At 45.7% G+C, this 20,593-nt stretch carries 21 protein-coding genes; 13 read left to right on the top strand and 8 right to left on the bottom strand.

Going from position 1 to position 20,593, the window contains the following annotated elements; translation table 11 throughout:
* The first annotated feature begins 7 nt into the window (after nt 1–7).
* The 9 genes from cheY (at nt 8) to OCV37_RS10250 (ending at nt 8,741) form a co-directional block, all read left to right on the top strand.
* Nucleotides 8–376 carry a chemotaxis response regulator CheY gene (cheY, locus tag OCV37_RS10290; protein ID WP_038179952.1) on the top strand — a complete coding sequence of 123 codons (369 nt, stop codon included), beginning with the start codon at nt 8–10 and terminating at the stop codon, nt 374–376.
* A 70-nt stretch (nt 377–446) separates the two neighbouring features.
* Nucleotides 447–1,169 carry a protein phosphatase CheZ gene (locus OCV37_RS10285; protein WP_038179954.1) on the top strand — a complete coding sequence of 241 codons (723 nt, stop codon included), beginning with the start codon at nt 447–449 and terminating at the stop codon, nt 1,167–1,169.
* Between the two features lie 9 nt (nt 1,170–1,178).
* On the top strand, nt 1,179–3,521 hold the full coding sequence (locus OCV37_RS10280; protein WP_038179957.1) for a chemotaxis protein CheA: 2,343 nt from the start codon (nt 1,179–1,181) through the stop codon (nt 3,519–3,521).
* Between the two features lie 24 nt (nt 3,522–3,545).
* Nucleotides 3,546–4,676, top strand: coding sequence for a protein-glutamate methylesterase/protein-glutamine glutaminase (locus OCV37_RS10275; RefSeq protein ID WP_038179960.1), 1,131 nt, complete (start codon nt 3,546–3,548; stop codon nt 4,674–4,676).
* Nucleotides 4,677–4,685: 9 nt separating this feature from the next.
* Nucleotides 4,686–5,465, top strand: coding sequence for a ParA family protein (locus OCV37_RS10270; protein ID WP_038179963.1), 780 nt, complete (start codon nt 4,686–4,688; stop codon nt 5,463–5,465).
* Nucleotides 5,455–6,531 (top strand): chemotaxis protein CheW, encoded by a 1,077-nt coding sequence (locus OCV37_RS10265; RefSeq protein WP_038179965.1) that lies wholly within the window; start codon nt 5,455–5,457, stop codon nt 6,529–6,531. The genes OCV37_RS10270 and OCV37_RS10265 overlap by 11 nt, the downstream gene beginning before the upstream one ends.
* A 47-nt stretch (nt 6,532–6,578) precedes the next feature.
* Nucleotides 6,579–7,073, top strand: coding sequence for a chemotaxis protein CheW (locus OCV37_RS10260; protein WP_021018794.1), 495 nt, complete (start codon nt 6,579–6,581; stop codon nt 7,071–7,073).
* A gap of 11 nt (nt 7,074–7,084) precedes the next feature.
* A complete protein-coding gene (locus tag OCV37_RS10255) occupies nt 7,085–7,573 on the top strand; it encodes a DUF2802 domain-containing protein (RefSeq protein WP_390902260.1) in 489 nt (162 codons plus the stop codon).
* Between the two features lie 412 nt (nt 7,574–7,985).
* A complete protein-coding gene (locus tag OCV37_RS10250; RefSeq protein ID WP_051680448.1) occupies nt 7,986–8,741 on the top strand; it encodes an MlaA family lipoprotein in 756 nt (251 codons plus the stop codon).
* 37 nt (nt 8,742–8,778) lie between these two features.
* Here the strand turns inward: OCV37_RS10250 and OCV37_RS10245 are convergent, their stop codons facing one another.
* The 3 genes from OCV37_RS10245 to sodB form a co-directional block, all read right to left on the bottom strand.
* Nucleotides 8,779–9,450 carry an SDR family oxidoreductase gene (locus OCV37_RS10245; protein ID WP_038179970.1) on the bottom strand — a complete coding sequence of 224 codons (672 nt, stop codon included), beginning with the start codon at nt 9,448–9,450 and terminating at the stop codon, nt 8,779–8,781.
* A gap of 168 nt (nt 9,451–9,618) precedes the next feature.
* Nucleotides 9,619–10,143 carry a VC2046/SO_2500 family protein gene (locus tag OCV37_RS10240; protein ID WP_261888087.1) on the bottom strand — a complete coding sequence of 175 codons (525 nt, stop codon included), beginning with the start codon at nt 10,141–10,143 and terminating at the stop codon, nt 9,619–9,621.
* Between the two features lie 134 nt (nt 10,144–10,277).
* The gene (sodB, locus tag OCV37_RS10235) at nt 10,278–10,862 is read right to left on the bottom strand and encodes a superoxide dismutase [Fe] (protein ID WP_038179976.1); all 585 of its coding nucleotides are present in this window, start codon (nt 10,860–10,862) and stop codon (nt 10,278–10,280) included.
* Nucleotides 10,863–11,119: 257 nt separating this feature from the next.
* Between sodB and OCV37_RS10230 the strand changes: the two genes are divergently transcribed.
* The 4 genes from OCV37_RS10230 (at nt 11,120) to OCV37_RS10215 (ending at nt 15,892) form a co-directional block, all read left to right on the top strand.
* The gene (locus OCV37_RS10230; protein ID WP_038179979.1) at nt 11,120–11,452 is read left to right on the top strand and encodes a Grx4 family monothiol glutaredoxin; all 333 of its coding nucleotides are present in this window, start codon (nt 11,120–11,122) and stop codon (nt 11,450–11,452) included.
* Between the two features lie 66 nt (nt 11,453–11,518).
* Nucleotides 11,519–13,492: a DNA topoisomerase III gene (locus OCV37_RS10225; RefSeq protein ID WP_038179981.1), complete on the top strand. Its 1,974-nt coding sequence runs from the start codon at nt 11,519–11,521 to the stop codon at nt 13,490–13,492.
* A gap of 727 nt (nt 13,493–14,219) precedes the next feature.
* Nucleotides 14,220–14,555, top strand: coding sequence for a hypothetical protein (locus OCV37_RS10220; protein ID WP_038179986.1), 336 nt, complete (start codon nt 14,220–14,222; stop codon nt 14,553–14,555).
* Nucleotides 14,556–14,896: 341 nt separating this feature from the next.
* On the top strand, nt 14,897–15,892 hold the full coding sequence (locus tag OCV37_RS10215) for an NADP-dependent oxidoreductase (protein ID WP_038179988.1): 996 nt from the start codon (nt 14,897–14,899) through the stop codon (nt 15,890–15,892).
* A gap of 119 nt (nt 15,893–16,011) precedes the next feature.
* Here OCV37_RS10215 and OCV37_RS10210 read toward each other — a convergent pair whose 3' ends face one another.
* The 5 genes from OCV37_RS10210 to oppC form a co-directional block, all read right to left on the bottom strand.
* A complete protein-coding gene (locus OCV37_RS10210) occupies nt 16,012–16,605 on the bottom strand; it encodes a LysE family translocator (protein ID WP_038179990.1) in 594 nt (197 codons plus the stop codon).
* Between the two features lie 49 nt (nt 16,606–16,654).
* On the bottom strand, nt 16,655–17,494 hold the full coding sequence (locus OCV37_RS10205; protein WP_038179998.1) for a helix-turn-helix domain-containing protein: 840 nt from the start codon (nt 17,492–17,494) through the stop codon (nt 16,655–16,657).
* A gap of 220 nt (nt 17,495–17,714) precedes the next feature.
* Nucleotides 17,715–18,701 carry a murein tripeptide/oligopeptide ABC transporter ATP binding protein OppF gene (gene oppF / locus OCV37_RS10200; RefSeq protein WP_038180000.1) on the bottom strand — a complete coding sequence of 329 codons (987 nt, stop codon included), beginning with the start codon at nt 18,699–18,701 and terminating at the stop codon, nt 17,715–17,717.
* Nucleotides 18,698–19,669, bottom strand: a complete 972-nt coding sequence (oppD, locus tag OCV37_RS10195; protein ID WP_038180002.1) for an ABC transporter ATP-binding protein — start codon at nt 19,667–19,669, stop codon at nt 18,698–18,700. Before oppD ends, oppF begins: the two co-directional genes overlap by 4 nt.
* Before the next feature lie 14 nt (nt 19,670–19,683).
* Complete coding sequence (gene oppC, locus OCV37_RS10190) at nt 19,684–20,586, bottom strand: oligopeptide ABC transporter permease OppC (RefSeq protein ID WP_038180003.1); 903 nt, start codon at nt 20,584–20,586, stop codon at nt 19,684–19,686.
* Nucleotides 20,587–20,593 lie beyond the last annotated feature (7 nt).

Raw genomic sequence — 20,593 nt, 5'->3', positions numbered from 1 at the left:
TAAAAACATGAAAATCCTTATTGTTGACGATTTTTCAACAATGCGCCGAATAGTGAAAAACCTGCTCCGCGACTTGGGTTTTAATAATACTCAAGAGGCTGATGACGGTTTAACGGCTTTGCCTATGCTTAAGAAAGGTGATTTTGACTTTGTTGTAACCGACTGGAATATGCCGGGAATGCAAGGGATTGATTTACTGAAACACATTCGTTCTGATGAGGAACTGAAGCACCTTCCTGTGTTGATGATTACAGCCGAAGCGAAACGTGAGCAAATTATTGAAGCAGCTCAGGCAGGCGTGAATGGCTATATTGTCAAACCATTTACAGCGGCTACGCTTAAGGAAAAGTTGGATAAAATCTTTGAGCGTTTATAAGTCTTGAACTTTGATCTGTGTTTCTGATCAGGTAAGGGAAACATTTATTCGCGTATAAAGGTTCTTCAGGATGATTGAATTAGAACAAGCACAACAGCTCGTCCATTTATTGGAAAGCGGCAAGAAAGAAGAAGCGAATGCATTATTGGTGAGCATATATAAGGCTAAGTCTGCTGATCCTATGTTTCGGCAGATTGGTGAACTGACCCGAGAACTGCATGAGTCAATCAAGGAATTCACCATCGATGAACGGATGAGTGAGATAGCAACGGCTGAAATTCCTGATGCAAAAGATCGCCTTCAGTACGTCATTTCCAAAACCGAGGTTGCTGCGAACAAGACAATGGATGCTGTTGATCGCTGTATGCCTATCGCTGATCAATTGCATCAAACGTTATTGGATGTTCGTCCTCAATGGAATGAGCTCATGAAAGGCCGAATCGCATTAGATGAGTTCAAAGCGCTCTGCCATAGAATTGACGATCTTCTCAGTCAAATTGAAGGAGATAGTTCGGAGTTACGTGGTGAGTTGATGGACATTCTCATGGCTCAGGATTTCCAAGACCTGACAGGACAGATTATTCGACGGGTCATCACGCTGGTTAATGAAGTCGAGCAGCGATTAGTCGATATTCTTACCGTGTTTGGAACAGAGCAATCAGAACAACAAGAAGATAAGACAAAACATCAGTCTACTGATCCTGAGGGGCCAATTTTGAATCCTCATGAAAGAAGTGATGCTGTTTCATCTCAAGACGAAGTTGACGATTTGTTATCGAGTCTTGGTTTTTAGAGGTGCTGTATGAGCTACGAATTAGATGAAGATATTTTACAGGATTTTTTAGTTGAGGCAGGCGAGATACTAGAGCTGTTGTCTGAACAGTTAGTTGAACTTGAAAATAATCCTGAAGATAATGACCTTTTAAATGCAATCTTTCGAGGGTTCCATACGGTAAAAGGGGGCGCTGGTTTCCTTGCCTTAACTGAGTTGGTCGCAACCTGTCACGGTGCAGAAAATGTCTTTGATATATTACGTAATAGACAGCGAAAAGTAACATCAGGTCTCATGGATACGATGTTACGGGCTTTAGATACTGTGAATGAACAGTTTCAGGCCGTGCAAGATCGTGAACCTCTTGAACCCGCAGATCCAGCCCTACTTGACGAATTACACCGACTTTCTCAGCCCGCTTCGGCAGATGAAGACGAATCAGAAGATGTCATACTCTCATCGGATGATGACACATCGTTGCCTGATGATGAACCTGCAATGCCGGTTGAGGACGAAGCAGCACCGCCACCAGAAAACAAAGCCGCTTCAGATACCACAAGTGCCAATTCAATTGACGAAATTACCCAAGATGAATTTGAGCAGTTGTTGGATGAGCTTCATGGTAAAGGAAAATCTCCCGCTCATCATTCTCCATCCGCATCAAAAGAATCTGCGCCACAAGAATCAGGTCAGCAGCCTTCTAAAGCACCTTCACAGCAGCAGACGACGAATGACAGTGGTGATATTACCGATGACGAGTTCGAGAAGTTACTTGATGAACTGCATGGTGTTGGCAAAGGACCATCAGTTGAAGGAAAAGAGGCTGCTGCTGTGCCATCTTCTCCACCGAAGACAACATCATCAGTAGATTCAACCGCATCGTCAGCAAAGGCCTCAAATAGTGGCGACAGTGATTTGATGACGGATGACGAGTTCGAAAAATTACTGGATGAATTACATGGTGCGGGTAAAGGGCCATCAGTCGAAGAGCTGGAAATGGCTGTTAAACCGGCATCAGCTAATGTTGAACCTGCCAAGAAAGAAACCGCGCCGCCGAAAAAGCCAGCTACAGAACCCAAAGTAAGCGCACAAGCGAAACCGTCGGCTACACCACCCGTTCAAGAAAAGCCAGAAGCTAAAACTCAGGTTGCAACCCGAGAATCCAAAGAAGTTGCTGCCGCCAAGAAACCACAGGCTGAAGCCACGGTTCGGGTGGATACTTCTACACTGGATACCATTATGAACATGGTCGGTGAGTTGGTGCTGGTTCGTAACCGCTTGCTCAGTCTTGGTTTGAACAGCAATGACGAAGAAATGTCAAAAGCGGTATCCAACTTGGATGTAGTGACTGCTGACCTGCAAGGGGCAGTCATGAAGACTCGGATGCAACCGATCAAGAAAGTATTTGGTCGTTTCCCTCGGGTTGTTCGGGATTTAGCAAGAAGCTTGAAAAAAGATATCGTGCTGGAAATGCGCGGTGAAGAAACCGATTTGGATAAAAACCTCGTTGAGGCGCTTGCGGATCCACTGATTCACTTGGTTCGTAACTCTGTCGACCACGGGATTGAAATGCCGGATGACCGCGTGAAATCGGGTAAATCTCGGACTGGTAAAGTGCTGCTCTCTGCTTCACAAGAAGGGGATCACATTGAACTTTGTATCATCGATGATGGTGCAGGGATGAATCCGGATAAACTGAGAGGCATTGCCGTTAAGAAAGGGCTTATGGATGAAGATGCCGCTTCTCGTTTAAGCAATAAAGAGTGCTTTAACCTTATCTTTATGCCCGGCTTTTCCAGTAAAGAACAGATTTCTGACATATCCGGTCGCGGTGTGGGTATGGACGTGGTCAAAACGGCGATTAACACACTGAATGGTTCGATCGATATCGATTCCGAAATTGGTAAAGGCACCAAAATAGCCATTAAAGTGCCACTCACACTGGCAATTCTGCCTACACTCATGGTTGGTGTCGCAGGGAGCCCATTTGCGTTACCACTGGCAAGTGTGAGTGAAATTTTCCATCTGGATTTGAGTCGGACCAATGTGGTTGATGGACAGTTGACTATTATCGTACGTGAAAAATCCATCCCTTTGTTTTATTTACAAAATTGGCTCGCACCTCGTCAGGGCATTATTGAGCATCGTAAAGGGCATGGACATGTTGTCATTGTACAGTTGGGGAACCAAAGAGTTGGCTTCGTCGTCGATACACTGATAGGACAGGAAGAAGTTGTGATTAAGCCGTTAGATAATTTATTGCAGGGAACGCCGGGGATGGCTGGTGCAACAATTACCAGTGATGGGCATATTGCATTAATACTGGATGTTCCTGATTTATTGAAAAACTATGCGGCTGCATCTCGCATCTAACTGATTGGTTAAATAAGGGAAAATATGGCGATAAGAGTTTTAGTGGTTGATGACTCCAGTTTTTTCAGACGTCGTGTTAGTGAAATCATTAACTCGGAATCGCGTTTAGAAGTCATTGACGTCGCAATCAATGGCCGTGAAGCTGTTGAAAAGGCAAAAAGCTTAAATCCAGACGTCATTACGATGGACGTTGAGATGCCAGTACTAGATGGTATTTCTGCTGTGAGAGAAATCATGGCCGATAATCCGACGCCAATATTGATGTTCTCTTCCCTGACTCATGATGGTGCTAAAGCAACATTAGATGCGCTCGATGCGGGCGCAATGGATTTTTTGCCGAAGAAATTTGAGGATATTGCCCGCAACCGTGATGAAGCCGTTACGTTATTGCAACAGCGAGTTTTAGAAATTGCCCGCAAGAAGGCTTATCTTCGCCGTGTCTCTCCGCTTTCTTCTCGACCGAATACGACGATTGCGTCTCAAACGGAAACACAGCGCACGCCTTTAGGGCGAATTTCCCGTCCTTTGAGTGGCAGTACCAGCTCTTCCGTTCCGGTTCGGTTTAAAGCCAGTGGAAAACGTTATCAATTAACCGCCATCGGTACCTCTACCGGTGGCCCGGTCGCTCTGCAAAAAATATTGGTAAAACTCCCTGCGAATTATCCTCATCCTATTTTGTTGATCCAGCATATGCCCGCGACCTTTACGGCTGCGTTTGCGAGTCGACTTGATTCTCTGTGTCAGATATCAGTGAAAGAAGCGGCTGATGGTGATGTTTTGCAACCGGGAGTGGCTTATTTAGCGCCAGGCGGAAAACAGATGATGATTGAAGGGAGACCGGGAGCTGCCAAAATTCGGATTCTCGATGGTGGTGAACGGATGAACTATAAACCTTGTGTTGATGTGACATTTGGTTCTGCATCTAAGATTTATGCCGACAAAGTGCTTTCCATTGTATTGACAGGTATGGGCGCAGATGGCCGGGAAGGTGCCCGAATGTTGAAACAAGCTGGGGCAACGATTTGGGCACAAGACGAAGAGAGTTGTGTTGTCTATGGGATGCCTCAGGCTGTCGCTAAAGCGGGAATATCGTCTGAAAGTTTGCCTTTGGAACGTATCGCTGAGCGTATTTTGGTAGAAGTGGGTCTTACATAAGGAAAACCGATGATTGTTTGGAGTATTGCCAATCAAAAAGGTGGAGTAGGAAAAACAACGACAACCATTACGTTGGCTGGTCTGCTATGCAAAAAAGGTCATCGGGTGCTTCTGGTGGATACGGATCCTCACGCGTCACTGACGACTTATCTCGGTTATGATTCTGATCATGTTGAGTCAAGCTTATTTGATCTGTTCCAGTTGCCATCTCTGGAAGAAAATTCTGTACGTCCTCTTGTGATTGAGACCGACATTGAAGGGATGGATCTGATTCCTGCCCATATGTCTTTGGCAACGTTGGATCGTGTGATGGGTAACCGGAGTGGGATGGGGCTGATTCTAAAGAAAGCATTGCTGACACTTCGGCATCAATATGATTATGTTTTGATTGATTGCCCTCCTATTTTGGGGGTAATGATGGTTAATGCTTTGGCAGCCAGTGACCGAATCTTGATCCCTGTTCAGACCGAGTTTCTGGCGATGAAAGGTCTGGAACGGATGGTTCGGACGTTGAGTATCATGCAAAAGTCTCGGAGTCGGGAATTCAAAGTTACTATTGTTCCGACCATGTATGATAAAAGAACCAGAGCTTCTCTGCAGACATTGACCCAGTTGAAGAAAGACTATCCGGATCAAGTCTGGACATCTGCTGTACCGATTGATACCAAGTTTAGAGATGCGAGTCTGAAACGTCTGCCAGCATCTCACTTTGCTGAAGGGAGTCGGGGCGTTTTCGCATACAAACAATTGCTTATCTACTTAGAGAGGTTGGCGATTAATGAATCGTGATGTCGCGTTATCGAGTGAACAGGCTTTAGACGATTACTTTGCTGCTTTATTAGATGAAGAGGCGGCGGAGTTAGAGCTGGTTCAAGAAAAAAACGCACAAGTTTCGCAAGAATCTGAAGTTGTACCACAATTACAGGCACAGCGTGTTAATGTAACTGAAACATCAGAATCGCCTCAAAATGAAGCACAGTTTCCGAATCTTGAGGATGTGCAGCGACTCTTGAATCAGCTGGAATCATCAAATCCGGTTGATGAAATTGAAGATCTTGCTGCATTGCTGGATAAAAATACTCAGGAGATCTTTGCATATCAGGACGTATCTGTCGAAGCAGATGAGATACAGGATTGGGATGTTGATCTTCAACCTGAAGATGTGATTGAAGTTGCAACATCACCGGATGTCGAAATTTCATCGGATGATGTATTAGAAGATGAAATTGTGACAGCTGACGTTGTCAGTGAGCCTTTGACTGATGAGCCTGAGAGTATCGCTGAGACCACTCAAGCAGACGACGTCCGGGAAGATATTGAACAGCAGGCAGAGATTCAGCCAGAACCTCAGACACAGGTTGGCGGCACGGTTGGCGATATTATCTGGCATAGTACCGAACGGGCGGAAAATTTTCAGGTGCTGTATTTTGAAGTCAATGAGATTCTATTTGCTGTTCCGTTGGATGAATTAGGTGGGATCCATCGCCTTGAAAAAGTCAGCCATTTAATTGGCAGACCCCGATGGTACCTAGGTTTGCAGACAAATCGCGATCAGCAGTTAGATGTTGTCGATACGGCTCGTTGGGTGATGGCAGAAAAGTTAAAGAATGATGATTATAAAGAGTCCTATCAATATATTGTGATGCTCGGTGACAGCTCTTGGGGGCTCGCATGTGATCAATTGAGAGGAACTGAATCATTGAATCCTGAAAAGGTTCGTTGGCGTGAACGGGCGGGAAAACGCCCTTGGCTTGCCGGAATGGTAAAAGAGAAAATGTGTGCTTTGATTCATGTTGAAGCATTAACCGCCATGTTAAAGGCCGGATTAGATGTTAAAGCACTCGATAATGATTAGATTTACCGAAAACATTAGTGTCGGATTCGACTTAGAGAGGATAAGGTATGTCTCATACAAATGAAGTAGAAGTGAAAAAAGATAAGTCTAATGATGAAGTGCTTCAGTGGGTGACGTTCCAGTTAGAGGAAGAAACTTACGGCATTAATGTGATGCAAGTCCGGGAAGTCCTTCGCTATACTGAGATCGCTCCTGTCCCCGGGGCACCTGATTATGTGCTGGGGATTATCAATCTGCGGGGAAATGTAGTGACGGTCATTGACACTCGTTCTCGTTTTGGTCTGATCGATGGTGAAGTGACTGACAACACTCGAATCATTGTGATTGAGTCTGAACGTCAAGTCATCGGCATTCTGGTTGATAGTGTTGCAGAAGTGGTTTACTTGCGTACCTCTGAAATTGATACGACACCAAGTGTCGGGACTGATGAAAGCTCTAAATTCATTCAAGGTGTCAGCAATCGAGAAGGCAAGTTGTTGATTCTGGTTGATCTGAACAAGCTTTTGAATGATGACGAGTGGGATGAAGTGGCTCACTTATAATGTATCGTGACATGTTGTTGAGCTTTCCCGTATTACTCGGGGGAGCTATTTTTGTTGTTTTCTTGCTGCTATTGGCAATATACCGCTTGAGACGCCTCGTTTTAAAGCAGTCTGAGATGCGCCGTCAGGAGTCAAGAATATTAGATAAATCGTTGCAAAAGGCGAGTAAACAGCTTGTTGAACTGCGTTCTGTTGTTGTAGGTTTAGGGCAAAAAATCTCCGAGCAAGAGCAAATTATTTTGCATCAGGATGAGCGCATTAAAGAGTTGGAGCAACAAGATAGTGATGCCCGTCTATATACTCGGGCCTCGAAGATGGTGCAGCTTGGTGCTGATATTAATGAATTGATTGAAGAGTGTGAGTTGCCTAAAGCTGAGGCTGAACTGATGCTTTCACTTCAGAAGAAACTCTCCGGAGAGGAAAAAGTGCCACCGCTGGGTGCGCGTCCGGACGGTGGGGCTGTCAGGCGAAAGACTCCTCCAAAAAAGAAAAGTGTATAAATGATGAAAAGGAGGTCTGCGGACTTCCTTTTTTATGGCTTGTAGAAAGTGCTGACAACCATGAAAGTCTGTCTGAAAGATGGATATCTGTTCAATTTCCGTTATTCTTTTAGCTTAACTTACGCAATACGACTTATTTTTGCGTCGTCGTCTTGTTTACCTGTGGTGCGGTATGTTCATCACAAACTTTCCCGGCTCCGATGACAAAAATGTGCTAAATTTCCCCGAAGATATGTTGAACGACTCGATATAGTTTATTGAAGTGGTTCAATTTAAGTTATAGCGTTGGTTGATGTTGTTATTGATAAACGATATCAATATACTTAGCGGGTTTTGAGCGACTGATCGTAGGAAATTATTGCTTCACCGGATTGAACGCTCACATCTGAGGCAAGAAAAACGGAAAAATAAAATGAATGACCGTATCAAGCGGCTTTGTCTAGGCTTTATTATATTGGTTTTGGTTGGATGTAGCACAACGGATCATGCTGACACGCAGAATCCGGATGCATCAGTCAATGATCCGCTTGAAGGTGTCAATCGCAGCTTTTGGACGTTGAACTACGATTATCTTGATCCCTACGTCATCAGACCTGTTTCTCTCGCTTATGTGGATCATGTCCCTAATCCGATTCGTCGTGCTATCGCGAATTTTTTCTCAAATCTTGATGAACCGTCAAGTATGGTGAATAACCTGATCATGGGGAATGGTCATCAAGCACTGGCTCACTTTAATCGTTTCTGGTTAAACACCACTTTCGGATTGTTCGGTTTAATTGATATTGCATCTGAAGCAGGAATCACAAAAGCGGATCAAAAAGGTTTCGGGGATGCTCTCGGGCATTACGGCGTCGGAAATGGTCCCTATTTGATGGTTCCCGGAGCCGGGCCTTATACCCCCCGTGCTGCGACAGATTTAGTCGATGAAGCCTATGCGCCGCTCTCTTACCTGAATATTTGGGGCAGTGTTTCAAAATTTATCTTTGAAGGGATGGAAAACCGAGCCGCATTAGTGAGTCAGGAATCAATGCTGCAAAACTCCCCCGATCCTTATGCACTGACCCGGGAAATTTACTTGCAGCATCAGGATTTCAAAGCTGAAATCGAGAAAAAAGAAACCTATGACCCAGATCAGGAAGCATTGTTTGATGAGTATATGAGTGAATAAACACGCTCATTTGATTTGTTCTTTGATGTCGGCTGATTCAAGCCGACATCGTTCTTCCGCTAAAGTACTCGTTTTCTACAATATATTCTGTATTCCGAATCAGTTCATCTAACAGCACCGGTGTGGGTCGTGATTCGCCATCGGCGGCTTCTAAAACGGGGATTACTGCTCCGACTCGTATATTGAAGGGGGTAAGCTCTTTTGCCCAGCTTTGGGTGAATCCCGTGACCATTGAGGCGGAGTTTTCAAATCCTTTGATAGTCTCTTGATCCGTGTTCGAAATGATATTGACAATCACACCTTCTTTTTTATCCCGTCTCATTCGCTCTGCACTCATCTGGCCAAATGAAAAAATAGTCGAAGCCATAATCGTCAGATTATGGGTAAACATCTCAAGAGGTTGCTCATCTGTCACTGAAGGCAATGGGGTATTCGGCCAGTGGTTCACTAATATGTCCGGACCTTCATGATATTTCTCGGCAATAAAATTCAGTAATGCTTCGATTGAGCTTGGTGTGTAATCTGGTAAAAAGAAATAGCTGGTACTGGCTGAAAGCTCTCGGATTCTGGTGTAAGTCGTCAGCAAATTTTGTTGGTGAGTGTCTGTCAGGACGATCTTAGCCCCCAGTTGAGCGAAGCGTTCAGCTAATGCACTCCCCAACATCGTTGCTGATGAAGTGATGAGAATGATGGAATCCTTAATATGCATGACTGGCATTCCCTGTGGTCTGTTATTTTTATTTCCTGTTTGATTAGCATGGTTGAACCCATCAGGGAAGGATGTGAAAAGGGTCAAAGAATATATTTTAAGCGAGGCTATATGGGCTGTTTTGGGGGGTAATTCACACAACCATCGGTGTATTTGCAGAAAAAACAGTTAGGCCTGAGCCTGAATTTGGGACAATCTCCGGTTAGTAACTAATTGATTATAAAGTTCATAGTTTAAAGATTGTGACGGTGTTTTGTCTTCGAGCTGGCGACGTTGATGACCGGAGAGATTGTGATAAACCGATTCTTCCAGTTGGTGGGTATGTTCAGGAAAGTAAGACAAAGCATCTGGGCGCAGATAATGCTGGAGTTTTGCCGAACGTATTCCGCCTTGATGAAATTGTAACGCGACTTGAGCTCCGGAGGCATAGGTTTCATGGTCGGAACGCAAGGGTTGTGGCGATGCCAATGCAAAGTGTTTACGCAGTTCAGCATCGGTAAAATGAATCGGGTCAATCACTTCTGTTGCTGTGGTTTCACGCATATCATTGGAGAGCATAGCAAGCAGCAATGCAAAGTCGGCCCGTCGATTTTGTACAATCGCCAGATTGACGCTCTGCCCGCATTGCAGTTCGTTGATCAGGTTTGCTTTATCCAGCGTATGTTGGACTTCGGTGGTTTGCTGTAGCATCATCTTCTCCATCTGATGCTTACATATCGGCAGTTAAAGTGGTGACTTTAATCGCATTGTGATTGAATTTGATATAAAAAATCCCCTGCGAGGACAGGGGATTTTTTCAAGATTCTGACTGATTCAGAATAACCGAATTATTTTGCCAGATTTTCAGCAACGAATTCCCAGTTTACCAGTGCCCAGAAAGCACTCATGTAATCAGGGCGAACATTGCGGTAATCGATGTAGTAGGCGTGTTCCCACAGGTCAACCGTCAGCAACGGTGTAACACCTGCTTCAGTGAGTGGTGTTGCTGCGTTGGATGTATTGACAATATCCAGAGAGCCGTCAGCTTTTTTCACCAACCAAGTCCATGATGAACCAAAGTTGTTGACTGCAGAATCCGTGAATTTTGCTTTGAAGTCTTCGAAAGAACCAAACGCCTTGTTGATTGCATCAGCAACAGCACCTGTTGGTGCACCGCCACCGTTTGGTGACAGACAATGCCAGTAGAAGGTGTGGTTCCAAATCTGAGCCGCGTTATTGAAAATGCCGCCAGATGAAGTCTTGATGATCTCTTCAAGTGACTTGTTTTCGAATTCAGTACCAGGGATCAGGCCATTCAGTTTAACCACGTATGTGTTGTGGTGTTTACCGTGATGGTAGTCTAGTGTTTCTGCTGAAATATGAGGTTCCAATGCATCTTTTGCATAAGGAAGAGCGGGTAGTTCAAATGACATTGCTCAGTTCTCCATTGTGTTTGAAAGAGTCAGACTCTTTCAGTTAGCTTCCAGAGTTATTTTCTTTTGATGTTCGTCAATACGACTGACTTGGTTCTATTTTAGCAAGTTTTTACTTTATTAAAAGCACTAATTTATCAGCCGCATCGGACGGCGTTGTATCCGGGCCCAAAGAGACCATAATAAGAATAGGCTTTTTATTCTCTGTTAATGATTTAAAATAGCCCGATATTTTTAAACGCTCTGATGAGGACATCATGGAAACAATCGATAAAATTAAAAAGCAGATTTCTGACAATGCAATTCTGCTTTATATGAAAGGTTCACCTAAGCTACCGAGTTGTGGTTTTTCATCTCAGGCAGCGCAGGCATTGATGGCTTGTGGCGAAAAATTTGCTTACGTGGATATTCTCCAGAATCCAGATATCCGTGCAGAGTTACCGGTTTATGCTCAGTGGCCGACTTTCCCTCAGTTATGGGTAGAAGGTGAACTGGTCGGTGGGTGTGATATCATTCTGGAAATGTTCCAGAAGGGTGAGTTACAACCCCTGATTAAAGAAGCAGCAGCTCGCGCAGAAAAAGAAGACTAAACTGTATAAATTTACAGTTGATCCTGTTATGTTAAGGCCACAAATTTTTGTGGCCTTAATATTTTTATGCCCCGCTTATTCATTGCTGAAAAACCGAGTCTCGGCCGTGCGATTGCCGATGTTTTACCCCGTCCTCATCAGAAAGAGGATGGTTGTATTCGTTGTGGGAACGGAGATATTGTGACGTGGTGTATCGGTCATCTTTTAGAACAAGTTGAACCGGAAGCCTACGATGAGCGTTATAAAAAGTGGCGGCTGGAAGACCTGCCGATTGTGCCGCAGCAGTGGCAACTTCGCCCACGAAAATCCGCGTCGCGGCAACTGACCATTATTAAAAAATTGCTTAAATCCTCGTCGTTGCAAATTGTCCACGCCGGAGACCCGGACCGAGAAGGCCAGCTTTTGGTGGACGAAGTCTTGGAATATTGCAAAGTGAGCCAGCAACGCCGAGCGGACACCGAGCGTTTGCTGATTAACGATCTGAATCCGTCAGCGGTCAAACGCGCCTTACAACAAATTCGGCACAACCGAGAATTTATCCCGCTTTCTGTTTCTGCACTGGCACGCTCTCGCGCAGATTGGCTTTATGGCATGAATATGTCCAGAGCATATACCTTGTTGGGCCAACAGTCCGGCTATCAGGGGGTGCTGTCTGTTGGCCGGGTTCAGACACCGGTACTCGGTCTGGTGGTTCGTCGGGATGAGACGATTGAAAACTTTGTTCCCAGAGATTATTTTACGCTGCATGCTTTGATTCCCTACCAGACCGCCGAGCAGCAGACCTTTGACATCCGGGCTCGCTGGAAGCCGAGTGAAGCCTGCCGTCCATGGCAGGATGAGGAAGGCCGTGTGCTTCATCGGCCATTGGTCGAAAACGTTGCCAGACGTATTCAAGGGCAGCCTGCGACTGTCACGGATTCTGAGCAGAAACAAACGCGCCAGAATGCGCCATTGCCTTATTCACTGTCTGCATTACAGATTGATGCCGCGAAGAAGTATGGTATGAGTGCCCAACAAGTGCTGAACGTTTGTCAGGGACTATATGAAAAACATAAACTGATCACTTATCCGCGTTCTGATTGTCGTTACTTGCCGACGGAGCATTGGCAGGCATCAGCCGCAGTGACGACGGCGATCTCACAGGTTGTGCCCACGTTGAAAATCGCGGTCAGTGAGGCTGATTTAACTTTAAAATCCAAAGCATGGAATGATAGTAAGGTCGATGCACACCATGCGATTATCCCGACACCAAAAGCGACGCATGCGCAATTGTCCGGCGATGAGCAGAAAGTCTACCAGCTGATTGCTACCCAGTATCTGATCCAGTTTTATCCGCCTGCATGTTATGCAGAATCTCAATTGGTGTTTGACATTGCCGGAGGGACTTTTGTGGCCAAAGGCAAGCAGATGGTCTCACCCGGTTGGAAGCGCGTTACAGGATTTCGTGATGATGACCAAGATGGTCTTGAAACGGTTCCGCCACTGACCAAAGGCACAGTCCTGACCTGTCGTGAGGGAGAACTCGGTCTTCACCAGACCGAACCGCCCCGGCCTTTTACCGAAGCAACGCTATTGCTCGCCATGACAGGAATTGCCCGCTTTGTTGAAGATAAATCACTGAAAAGAATTTTGCGTGAAACCGACGGTCTCGGCACCGAAGCGACCCGTGCGGGGATCATCGATACGCTCATCAAACGTCAGCTCTTACAGCGGGAAGGAAAACAGATCCGCAGTACGCCGGCGGGACGCGGCCTAATTCATGCATTGCCGGTCGAATCAACATACCCGGACATGACGGCTCAATGGGAACATCAATTGCAGGATATGGCAGAGAGAAATCAGGCTTATCAACCTTTTATGACCACTCTGACGCAACAAATCGAGCACTTAATGCAACATGTGAAGACGACACCGCCACCAGATTCTCTACGTGCGCTCCCTCAGCCAGTGAAGCGTTCGCGTTCAAGAACGTCATTGACTAAACGCGGTTCGAGAAAACCATCCAGTGCCACATCCTCCCGCCCGTCCCGTGCGAAGTGAAACGGACGGTTGCGCTAAGGCTTGCTTCAGTCACATCCGTCTCATCAACTCCCGTCTAAGGCAATCTTTTTAAGATAATCCATTTAAGGTAATGAATTGATGGCTCAGTTGTCTTGGCCGGGTTCAGCCAACAGACTTCTGCTGTTGCGGTCATTGTTTTGATGAAGGGATAGTTGTTTTGATGAAGGCTCGTATTTTCATTGATGATGTCCTGATGTTATTTGCCACGCACGTTAATGTATCACTGAGCAAATCCTGTCAGAAAGTTGATGTCTGCGTCACTTTTTTACTGAGTCAACTGATATTTTATCGTTTTAAGTTGTCGAAATCCTGTCATAACTCTGGTTGGCTACCGGAGCAAAAACGATAGCCTCAGACTGACAGGTAACAAAAAAAGATGGGAATGAAAGCACTAATGTATCTAGGGTGTGAGGACATCGGTTATTTCGGCATGTCGCCAGAAGAATGGATTGTCTCTTTCTGTAAATCGATTATGCTTATGGGGGGAATTGTCACACTATCAGGATGGTTGACTGGTTGATCAATTTGATTGATTGATTTGTTTGCATATCTGTATGAATAACAATAAATAAACTAGAGTTAATCTCCATATTATGTCAGGAATCAATCAATTAACCTGACTCGGCGTATAACCAGACAGTCCAACATTTTTATTGTGTTTACTCGTGCTAAATACGATTTATTGAAATATAACAACGGAGACTTCATGAGAAAATATAAAGCCAAAGTCATTCATATTAATCCAGCAGCTCGAGAAGAGATCACGTTTGATATTCATGGTTCAATCGTTCAATGTTTTTTAGGTGATGTTCCCAGTGATATTCGTATTGGGAAAAGCTATCTCATTACTTTTGCATTTTTGGATGAAGATTTAGCAGAACAATTTGGTGAAGGGATACCCGCAGTTACGTCAGAACATGATGATTCTATTGAGTTATCCCTATCAATGGGGGATGCCCCAATGGGGACTGAATATGCATCACTCAATGGTAAAGCTATATCGATTCAGCTTGAACCATGTCTGGAATCTTCATTAGTTTAAAGTTGAAAAAATCGCTAAAAATAAAATACTGTTATCTGATAAAAATCAGTGATGATGTCAGGTAGCAGTTTATTTGATATCTGATATTACCTGTCTTTCTGTATACCCTCACGCTTTAAAATGAGCCGAACCGTCACCATATATATTATGATTACATACTTGAATAGCAGCTATTCATGATATTTGATAAGTGCCATTGGAATGATAATGATAGGTTAAGAGATTGATTGTGTAGTTTCTGCCATATTGCGTGATGACCTATCTAAAATCAATGAGATACCGTATTCAACATGTTGTCGTAATGAATGAGGACAACGAAATATTCAAAGAGAGAGGAACATATGCAGACATATCGGGCAGTTCATTTGATTGACAGACCCCAGCGAGAGATTACTGCGGATGTATTTTCGACAGAAACCGCAACAATACCCACGCCACAAGAAGGCGAATTTTTGGTAAAAGTCACGCACCTATCTCTGGACCCTGCCATGCGTGGCTGGATGAGCGCTGACGAGAATAGCTATATTCCTCCTGTGGCATTAGGGGATGTGATGCGTGCCAGTGGATTGGGCGAAGTGGTCTCTTCCAGACATCCTGATTTCCCTGAGGGGACCCGAGTTCTGGGAATGACAGGCATGCAGGAATATCTGCTTTCCAACGGTACCGGTTTGAATAAAATACCGGCAGACATTCCGGCTGAAGCTGTACTGGCCGTGATCTCACTCCCGGGGGTGACCGCATATCATGGCCTGTATCAGGTTTTACAGCCAAAGGCAGGGCAAACATTAGTGATTACGGCAGCAGCCGGGTCGGTCGGTTCACTCGTCGGGCAAATGGCGAAGAACCTCGGACTCCGAGTGGTTGGCGTCGTTGGTAGTGCAGAAAAAGGGCGATGGATTACCGAAGAGTTAGGATTTAATGCAGCCTTGAATTATCACGAGGCTGATTTTGCTGAACAATTGGCAGCTGCAACGCCGGATGGTATTGACTTGTTTTTTGAAAATACCGGTGGTGTGGCTCAGGCGCCTATTTTTGCGCGAATGAATGCGCATGGACGTATTGCTGTTTGTGGTCTGATTGCTGAGTACAACAAAGATCAGCCAGATCCGGGCCCTAGCTGGATGAACATCATTAAACGTCGTCTGTCGATTCAGGGCTTTACCATGCCGGATCACTTTGACCGATTTGCTGATTATGGTCTGGCGTTAGGCGGCATGTTGATGAAAGGGGAGCTGAAATATCGTACCCATGTGATTCACGGTATCGAAAATGCGCCTGATGCGATTAAATTACTCTTTAGTGGCGATAATCAGGGCAAGTTAATCGTCGAATTATAAGATGTTGCCAAACATCGTTATTTTTAACGGGCTCTGTTGAGCCCGTTTTTCTTGCGCTACCGAATAAATGTTTTGGGCAGAGCATGGTACCTTGTGTCCCGGATGTTGTTGAGAACAGCCTACCAAGCTTTATAAATGTGCTCATAACCGATACTGAATGCTGTATACACTAAAAGTAATGCCAATAGCCGTTGTACACGCAATAACCAGATTGCATTCAGCAGATGTTTACCGACAATCCCGCCAAGGACTGAATAACTGCCGGGCGCGCAGCCGGCAAACAGCGCAAGTGCGCCAGACCAAATCATGATCTGTCCCTCAGTCATATTTTGTGCGGGAAACTGAATTGTGGCAATTGGCAGAGTGGCAATCAGCCCTTTGGGGTTGAAGAGCTGCATCATGAGCCCGTTTTTGAATGAGAGCGTGAATGAAGCCCGCTGTTTGAGTGTCACGGATGAGCGCATCAGTTGCCAGGCGAGATACAGAATGTAACTGCATCCGCAAAGTGCAATATAAGGGAGTAGGTCATCATTGACGAGTGAATGACCCAGATAACTTAAACTGATAAATAGAATGAACATGGCACAGGCAACGCCGAAGAAAAATCCGATGTGGTGACGTGTCTGTCCCTGCATACCACCATTCAGGCTGAGTAAATTCACTGGTCCCGGGGAATACATGATTCCCAGAGCATAAGTCCATATTTCAAGCATAAGATAACTGACCTGTTTTCATGGTTATCAAGGGTGATGATAGCGTTGGTTAGCGTTGTGGTACCCGATTGAGCTGTGTTTGATATTGTTTCGGGGTCATACCATAGAGTTTTTTGAAGCGACGATTCATGTGACTGACGTCAGCAAAACGGAACATTTGTGCAACTGTTGAGGTGGGAAGGCCGGATTCAAGTGCTTTTTGTACGCCATTGATACGGCAATTGAGCACATACTGGTGAGGCGTAATTCCAAACTGTGCCCGAAATAATCGGATAAAATGATATTTCGACATATTGGCGACGGCGGCAATATCATCGATCATCAAATCGTCTTGGTATTGACTGTGAATGAATGCTTTGGCTCGGTTGAGTAATACATCCTGACGACGTTGCGGGAGCATTTCACGTAATGAGCCTGATTTTCTAACCAGTGTATGGGCTAAACGAAACAGAGCTAATTCCTGTTCGATTTTTGAGTAATAACCGATGTTGACGATATGGGCGAACGTCATGATCTGCTGCTTGAACATCCAATCATCAAACAAGACGCCTTCCACCCGGACCATGTGATCAGGCTTCACCCCCAATGCAAGAAAAAGCGCCCGAAATGTCCGGGGGTGGATGTAAGTCATCACATACGACAAATCAGTTGTGCCGCCTGAATGACCGTCATGAACATCATCAGGGTTGAAGAGTATCACGCCTCCCGGGAGGCTTTGATGAAAGCGTCGGCAACAGAAAAAATCTTGTCGGCCCTGCAATGTCACGCCCAGCGAGTATTCTTCATGGGCATGTTTGTCATAACTGAAATCGTGCATATTGGCCGTCAGTATCTTGACCCCCGGAAGCGAAGTACTGTTCTCAAATTTGAAATGGTTACCTGTTCGCATATGAATCCCTGACTTGCTGCGTATCACTTATATTTTATGATAGAAAAGTCAGTTCAGGAAAACTTGAACAAAATTGCGGAATTTGGTCTGGATTGTGTCGCTGGTTTGATCGGCGATTTAGAGCACTGTAGGCGAGTTTGTCTACAAAACATGGGGCGGAGAGTCTTGGGAGCGGTATAGAAACCTGAAGACGGGGCGTCTTCAGGTTTTCGTTTACCAATCAGAGCACGATGGGACAGGCAACCGCATGTTGTTCGTCACCACTGAGGACCGGTTTATTCTGGGCACATTGGGGTTGTGCTTTCGGACAACGGGTACGGAACACACAGCCGGATGGTGGATTGATCGGTGACGGGAGATCACCTTCCAGCATCTGAATTTTTTTCTGCCGTTCCAGATTTGGATCAGGAATCGGGACGGCCGTCATCAACGCTGTTGTATAGGGATGCTTTGGCGCTGAAAACAGCTTATCGGCTTCACCAATCTCGACAACATTGCCGAGATACATCACCATCACCCGGTCAGATATATGCTTCACGACGGATAAGTCATGAGCGATAAATACCAGACTCAAGCCAAGCTCTTTTTGGATCTCTTTGAGCAAGTTAACCACTTGTGCCTGAATTGACACGTCCAGTGCTGACACCGGTTCGTCACAGATGATCATTTTCGGCCGCAGAATTAAGGCCCGGGCAATCCCAATCCGCTGACACTGCCCGCCGGAAAACTCATGCGGATAGCGGTTGATGACATTCGGCAATAGCCCGACCCGCATCATCATCTCTTTCACCCGATCTTTTACTTCCAGAGAAGAGAGCTCCGGATAAAATGTCCGGAGTGGCTCTGCAATAATGTCACCAATTGTCATGCGTGGATTAAGCGATGCCAACGGGTCCTGAAAGATCATCTGAATATCTTTACGGGTTTCCCGCCGCTGCGCAGCTTTCATCCGGGTCAGGTCTTGACCAAGCCAGACCACTTCACCTTCTGTTGCATTGACCAGCCCGATAATTGCGCGGGCAAACGTTGATTTACCACAGCCGGACTCACCGACCACACCCAGAGTTTCACCTTCATAAAGACGGGCACTCACCCCATCAACCGCTTTGAGTACCGTCGGAGGTGACCAGGGCCAGGCTGACTTTGAGGCTATCTGAAAATGAACTTTCAGATCTTTAATATCAAGTAGTAAGGATTTCTGATTCATTTTTCCCACGTCTCCCAGTCAGAAAAGCAGGCCCGTTGACGTTGGTTACCAAACGTCATGAGGGCTGGTGTTTCATGTTTACAGCGTTCTGTGACCCGGTGGCATCGTTCCTGATAAGGACAGCCGGGTGGCAGCCGGAGTAGATTGGGCGGATTACCCGGAATGGTCGGGAGAACGTCTCCTTCCGTATCCAGACGTGGAATCGCTCGAAGCAAGCCTTCGGCATAAGGATGGCTCGGCTGATAGAAAATATCATTGACGCTACCATATTCCATGGTTCTGCCCGCGTACATCACTAAGACTTTCTCACAAGAGCCGGCGACAACCCCGAGATCGTGAGTGATCATGATAATCGCGGTATTGAATTCTGCTTTCAGCTCGTTAAGCAGATCCATAATCTGCGCTTGTACTGTGACATCCAGTGCGGTTGTCGGTTCGTCAGCAATCAATAGTTTAGGGCGACAGAGGAGCGCCATTGCGATCATCACCCGTTGACGCATTCCGCCAGAGAATTCATGGGGATACATATTAATACGCTTGCGTGCTTCCGGGATTTTAACGGCTTCCAGCATCCGGACCGATTCTTCGAATGCTTCTGCTTTTCCCATCCCTTTATGCTTCATCAGCACTTCCATCAGTTGGGTGCTGACTTTCATATAAGGATTCAGCGACGTCATCGGATCCTGAAATATCATCGCAATCTGTTCTGCGCGAATTTTATTCAGCGTTTTTTCCGGCTGATTGAGAATTTCTTTGCCTTCAAATAGGGCGCTGCCGGAAACCTTGCCGTTTTTCGCCAGAAGTCCCATCATCGCAAACACGGTCTGAGATTTCCCGGAGCCGGATTCACCGACGATTCCCAGCGTCTCGCCTTGTTTTAATGAAAAATTCAGATCGTTGACGGCTGTTACGGTGCCATCCGGTGTCGAGAATTCAACCCGTAGATCTTTTACATCAAGTAAGTTCATACAGTGCTCCCGGATTATCTGTCTTTCGGATCGAGTGCATCACGCAATCCGTCGCCAACATAGTTAAAACAAAATAGTGTCACAATCATAAATGCGGCAGGAAACGCGAGCTGCCAGATGGCCAGATCCATAGTATTTGCGCCTTCTTGTAACAAAGCTCCCCAACTGGTTCGTGGCTCCTGAACACCCAATCCCAGAAACGAGAGGAATGATTCCGTCAGAATCATTGTCGGAATGAGCAGTGTCGAATAAACGACGACAATGCCCAGTACATTCGGGACAATATGACGGGTGATAATTTTCCATTGACTCACGCCACAAACGTGTGCGGCTTCAATAAACTCTTTACTGCGCAGGCTCAGGGTTTGTCCCCGGACAATCCGTGCCATATCCAGCCATGAAATAGCACCGATAGCCACGAAGATGAGCATGATGTTACGCCCAAAGAAGGTCACCAGCACGATGACGAAAAACATAAATGGGATGGCGTACAGAATCTCCAGCATCCGCATCATCACGCGGTCGACCCGGCCACCGATGTACCCGGAAGTCGCACCGTAAAGCGTACCGATAATCACGGCAACCAGTGCCCCCAGAATACCGACTGCCAGTGAAATCTGACCGCCAATTAATGTCCGGACATACAAATCGCGGCCTAAAGCATCCGTTCCGAAGATGTGTTCAGCCGATGGCGCCGCATTCATCGCATACCAGTCGGTATCTTCGAAACTGTACGTTGCCATATAAGGCAGAATCAGCACCGCCAAGGTAATCAATACCAGAATAACCAGACTGACCATGGCTGCTTTGTTACGCAGAAAGCGCATTCTGGCGTCTTGCCACAAGCTTCTTCCTTCAATTTCCAATTGTTCACTGAATCGCTCCAGTGCTTGGACATTCTCTTTATTTCCAATCATGTGTCAG

The organism is Vibrio rhizosphaerae (assembly GCF_024347095.1).
Classification (GTDB): Bacteria; Pseudomonadota; Gammaproteobacteria; order Enterobacterales; family Vibrionaceae; genus Vibrio; species Vibrio rhizosphaerae.
This window is presented reverse-complemented; position numbering and strand designations above follow the sequence as displayed.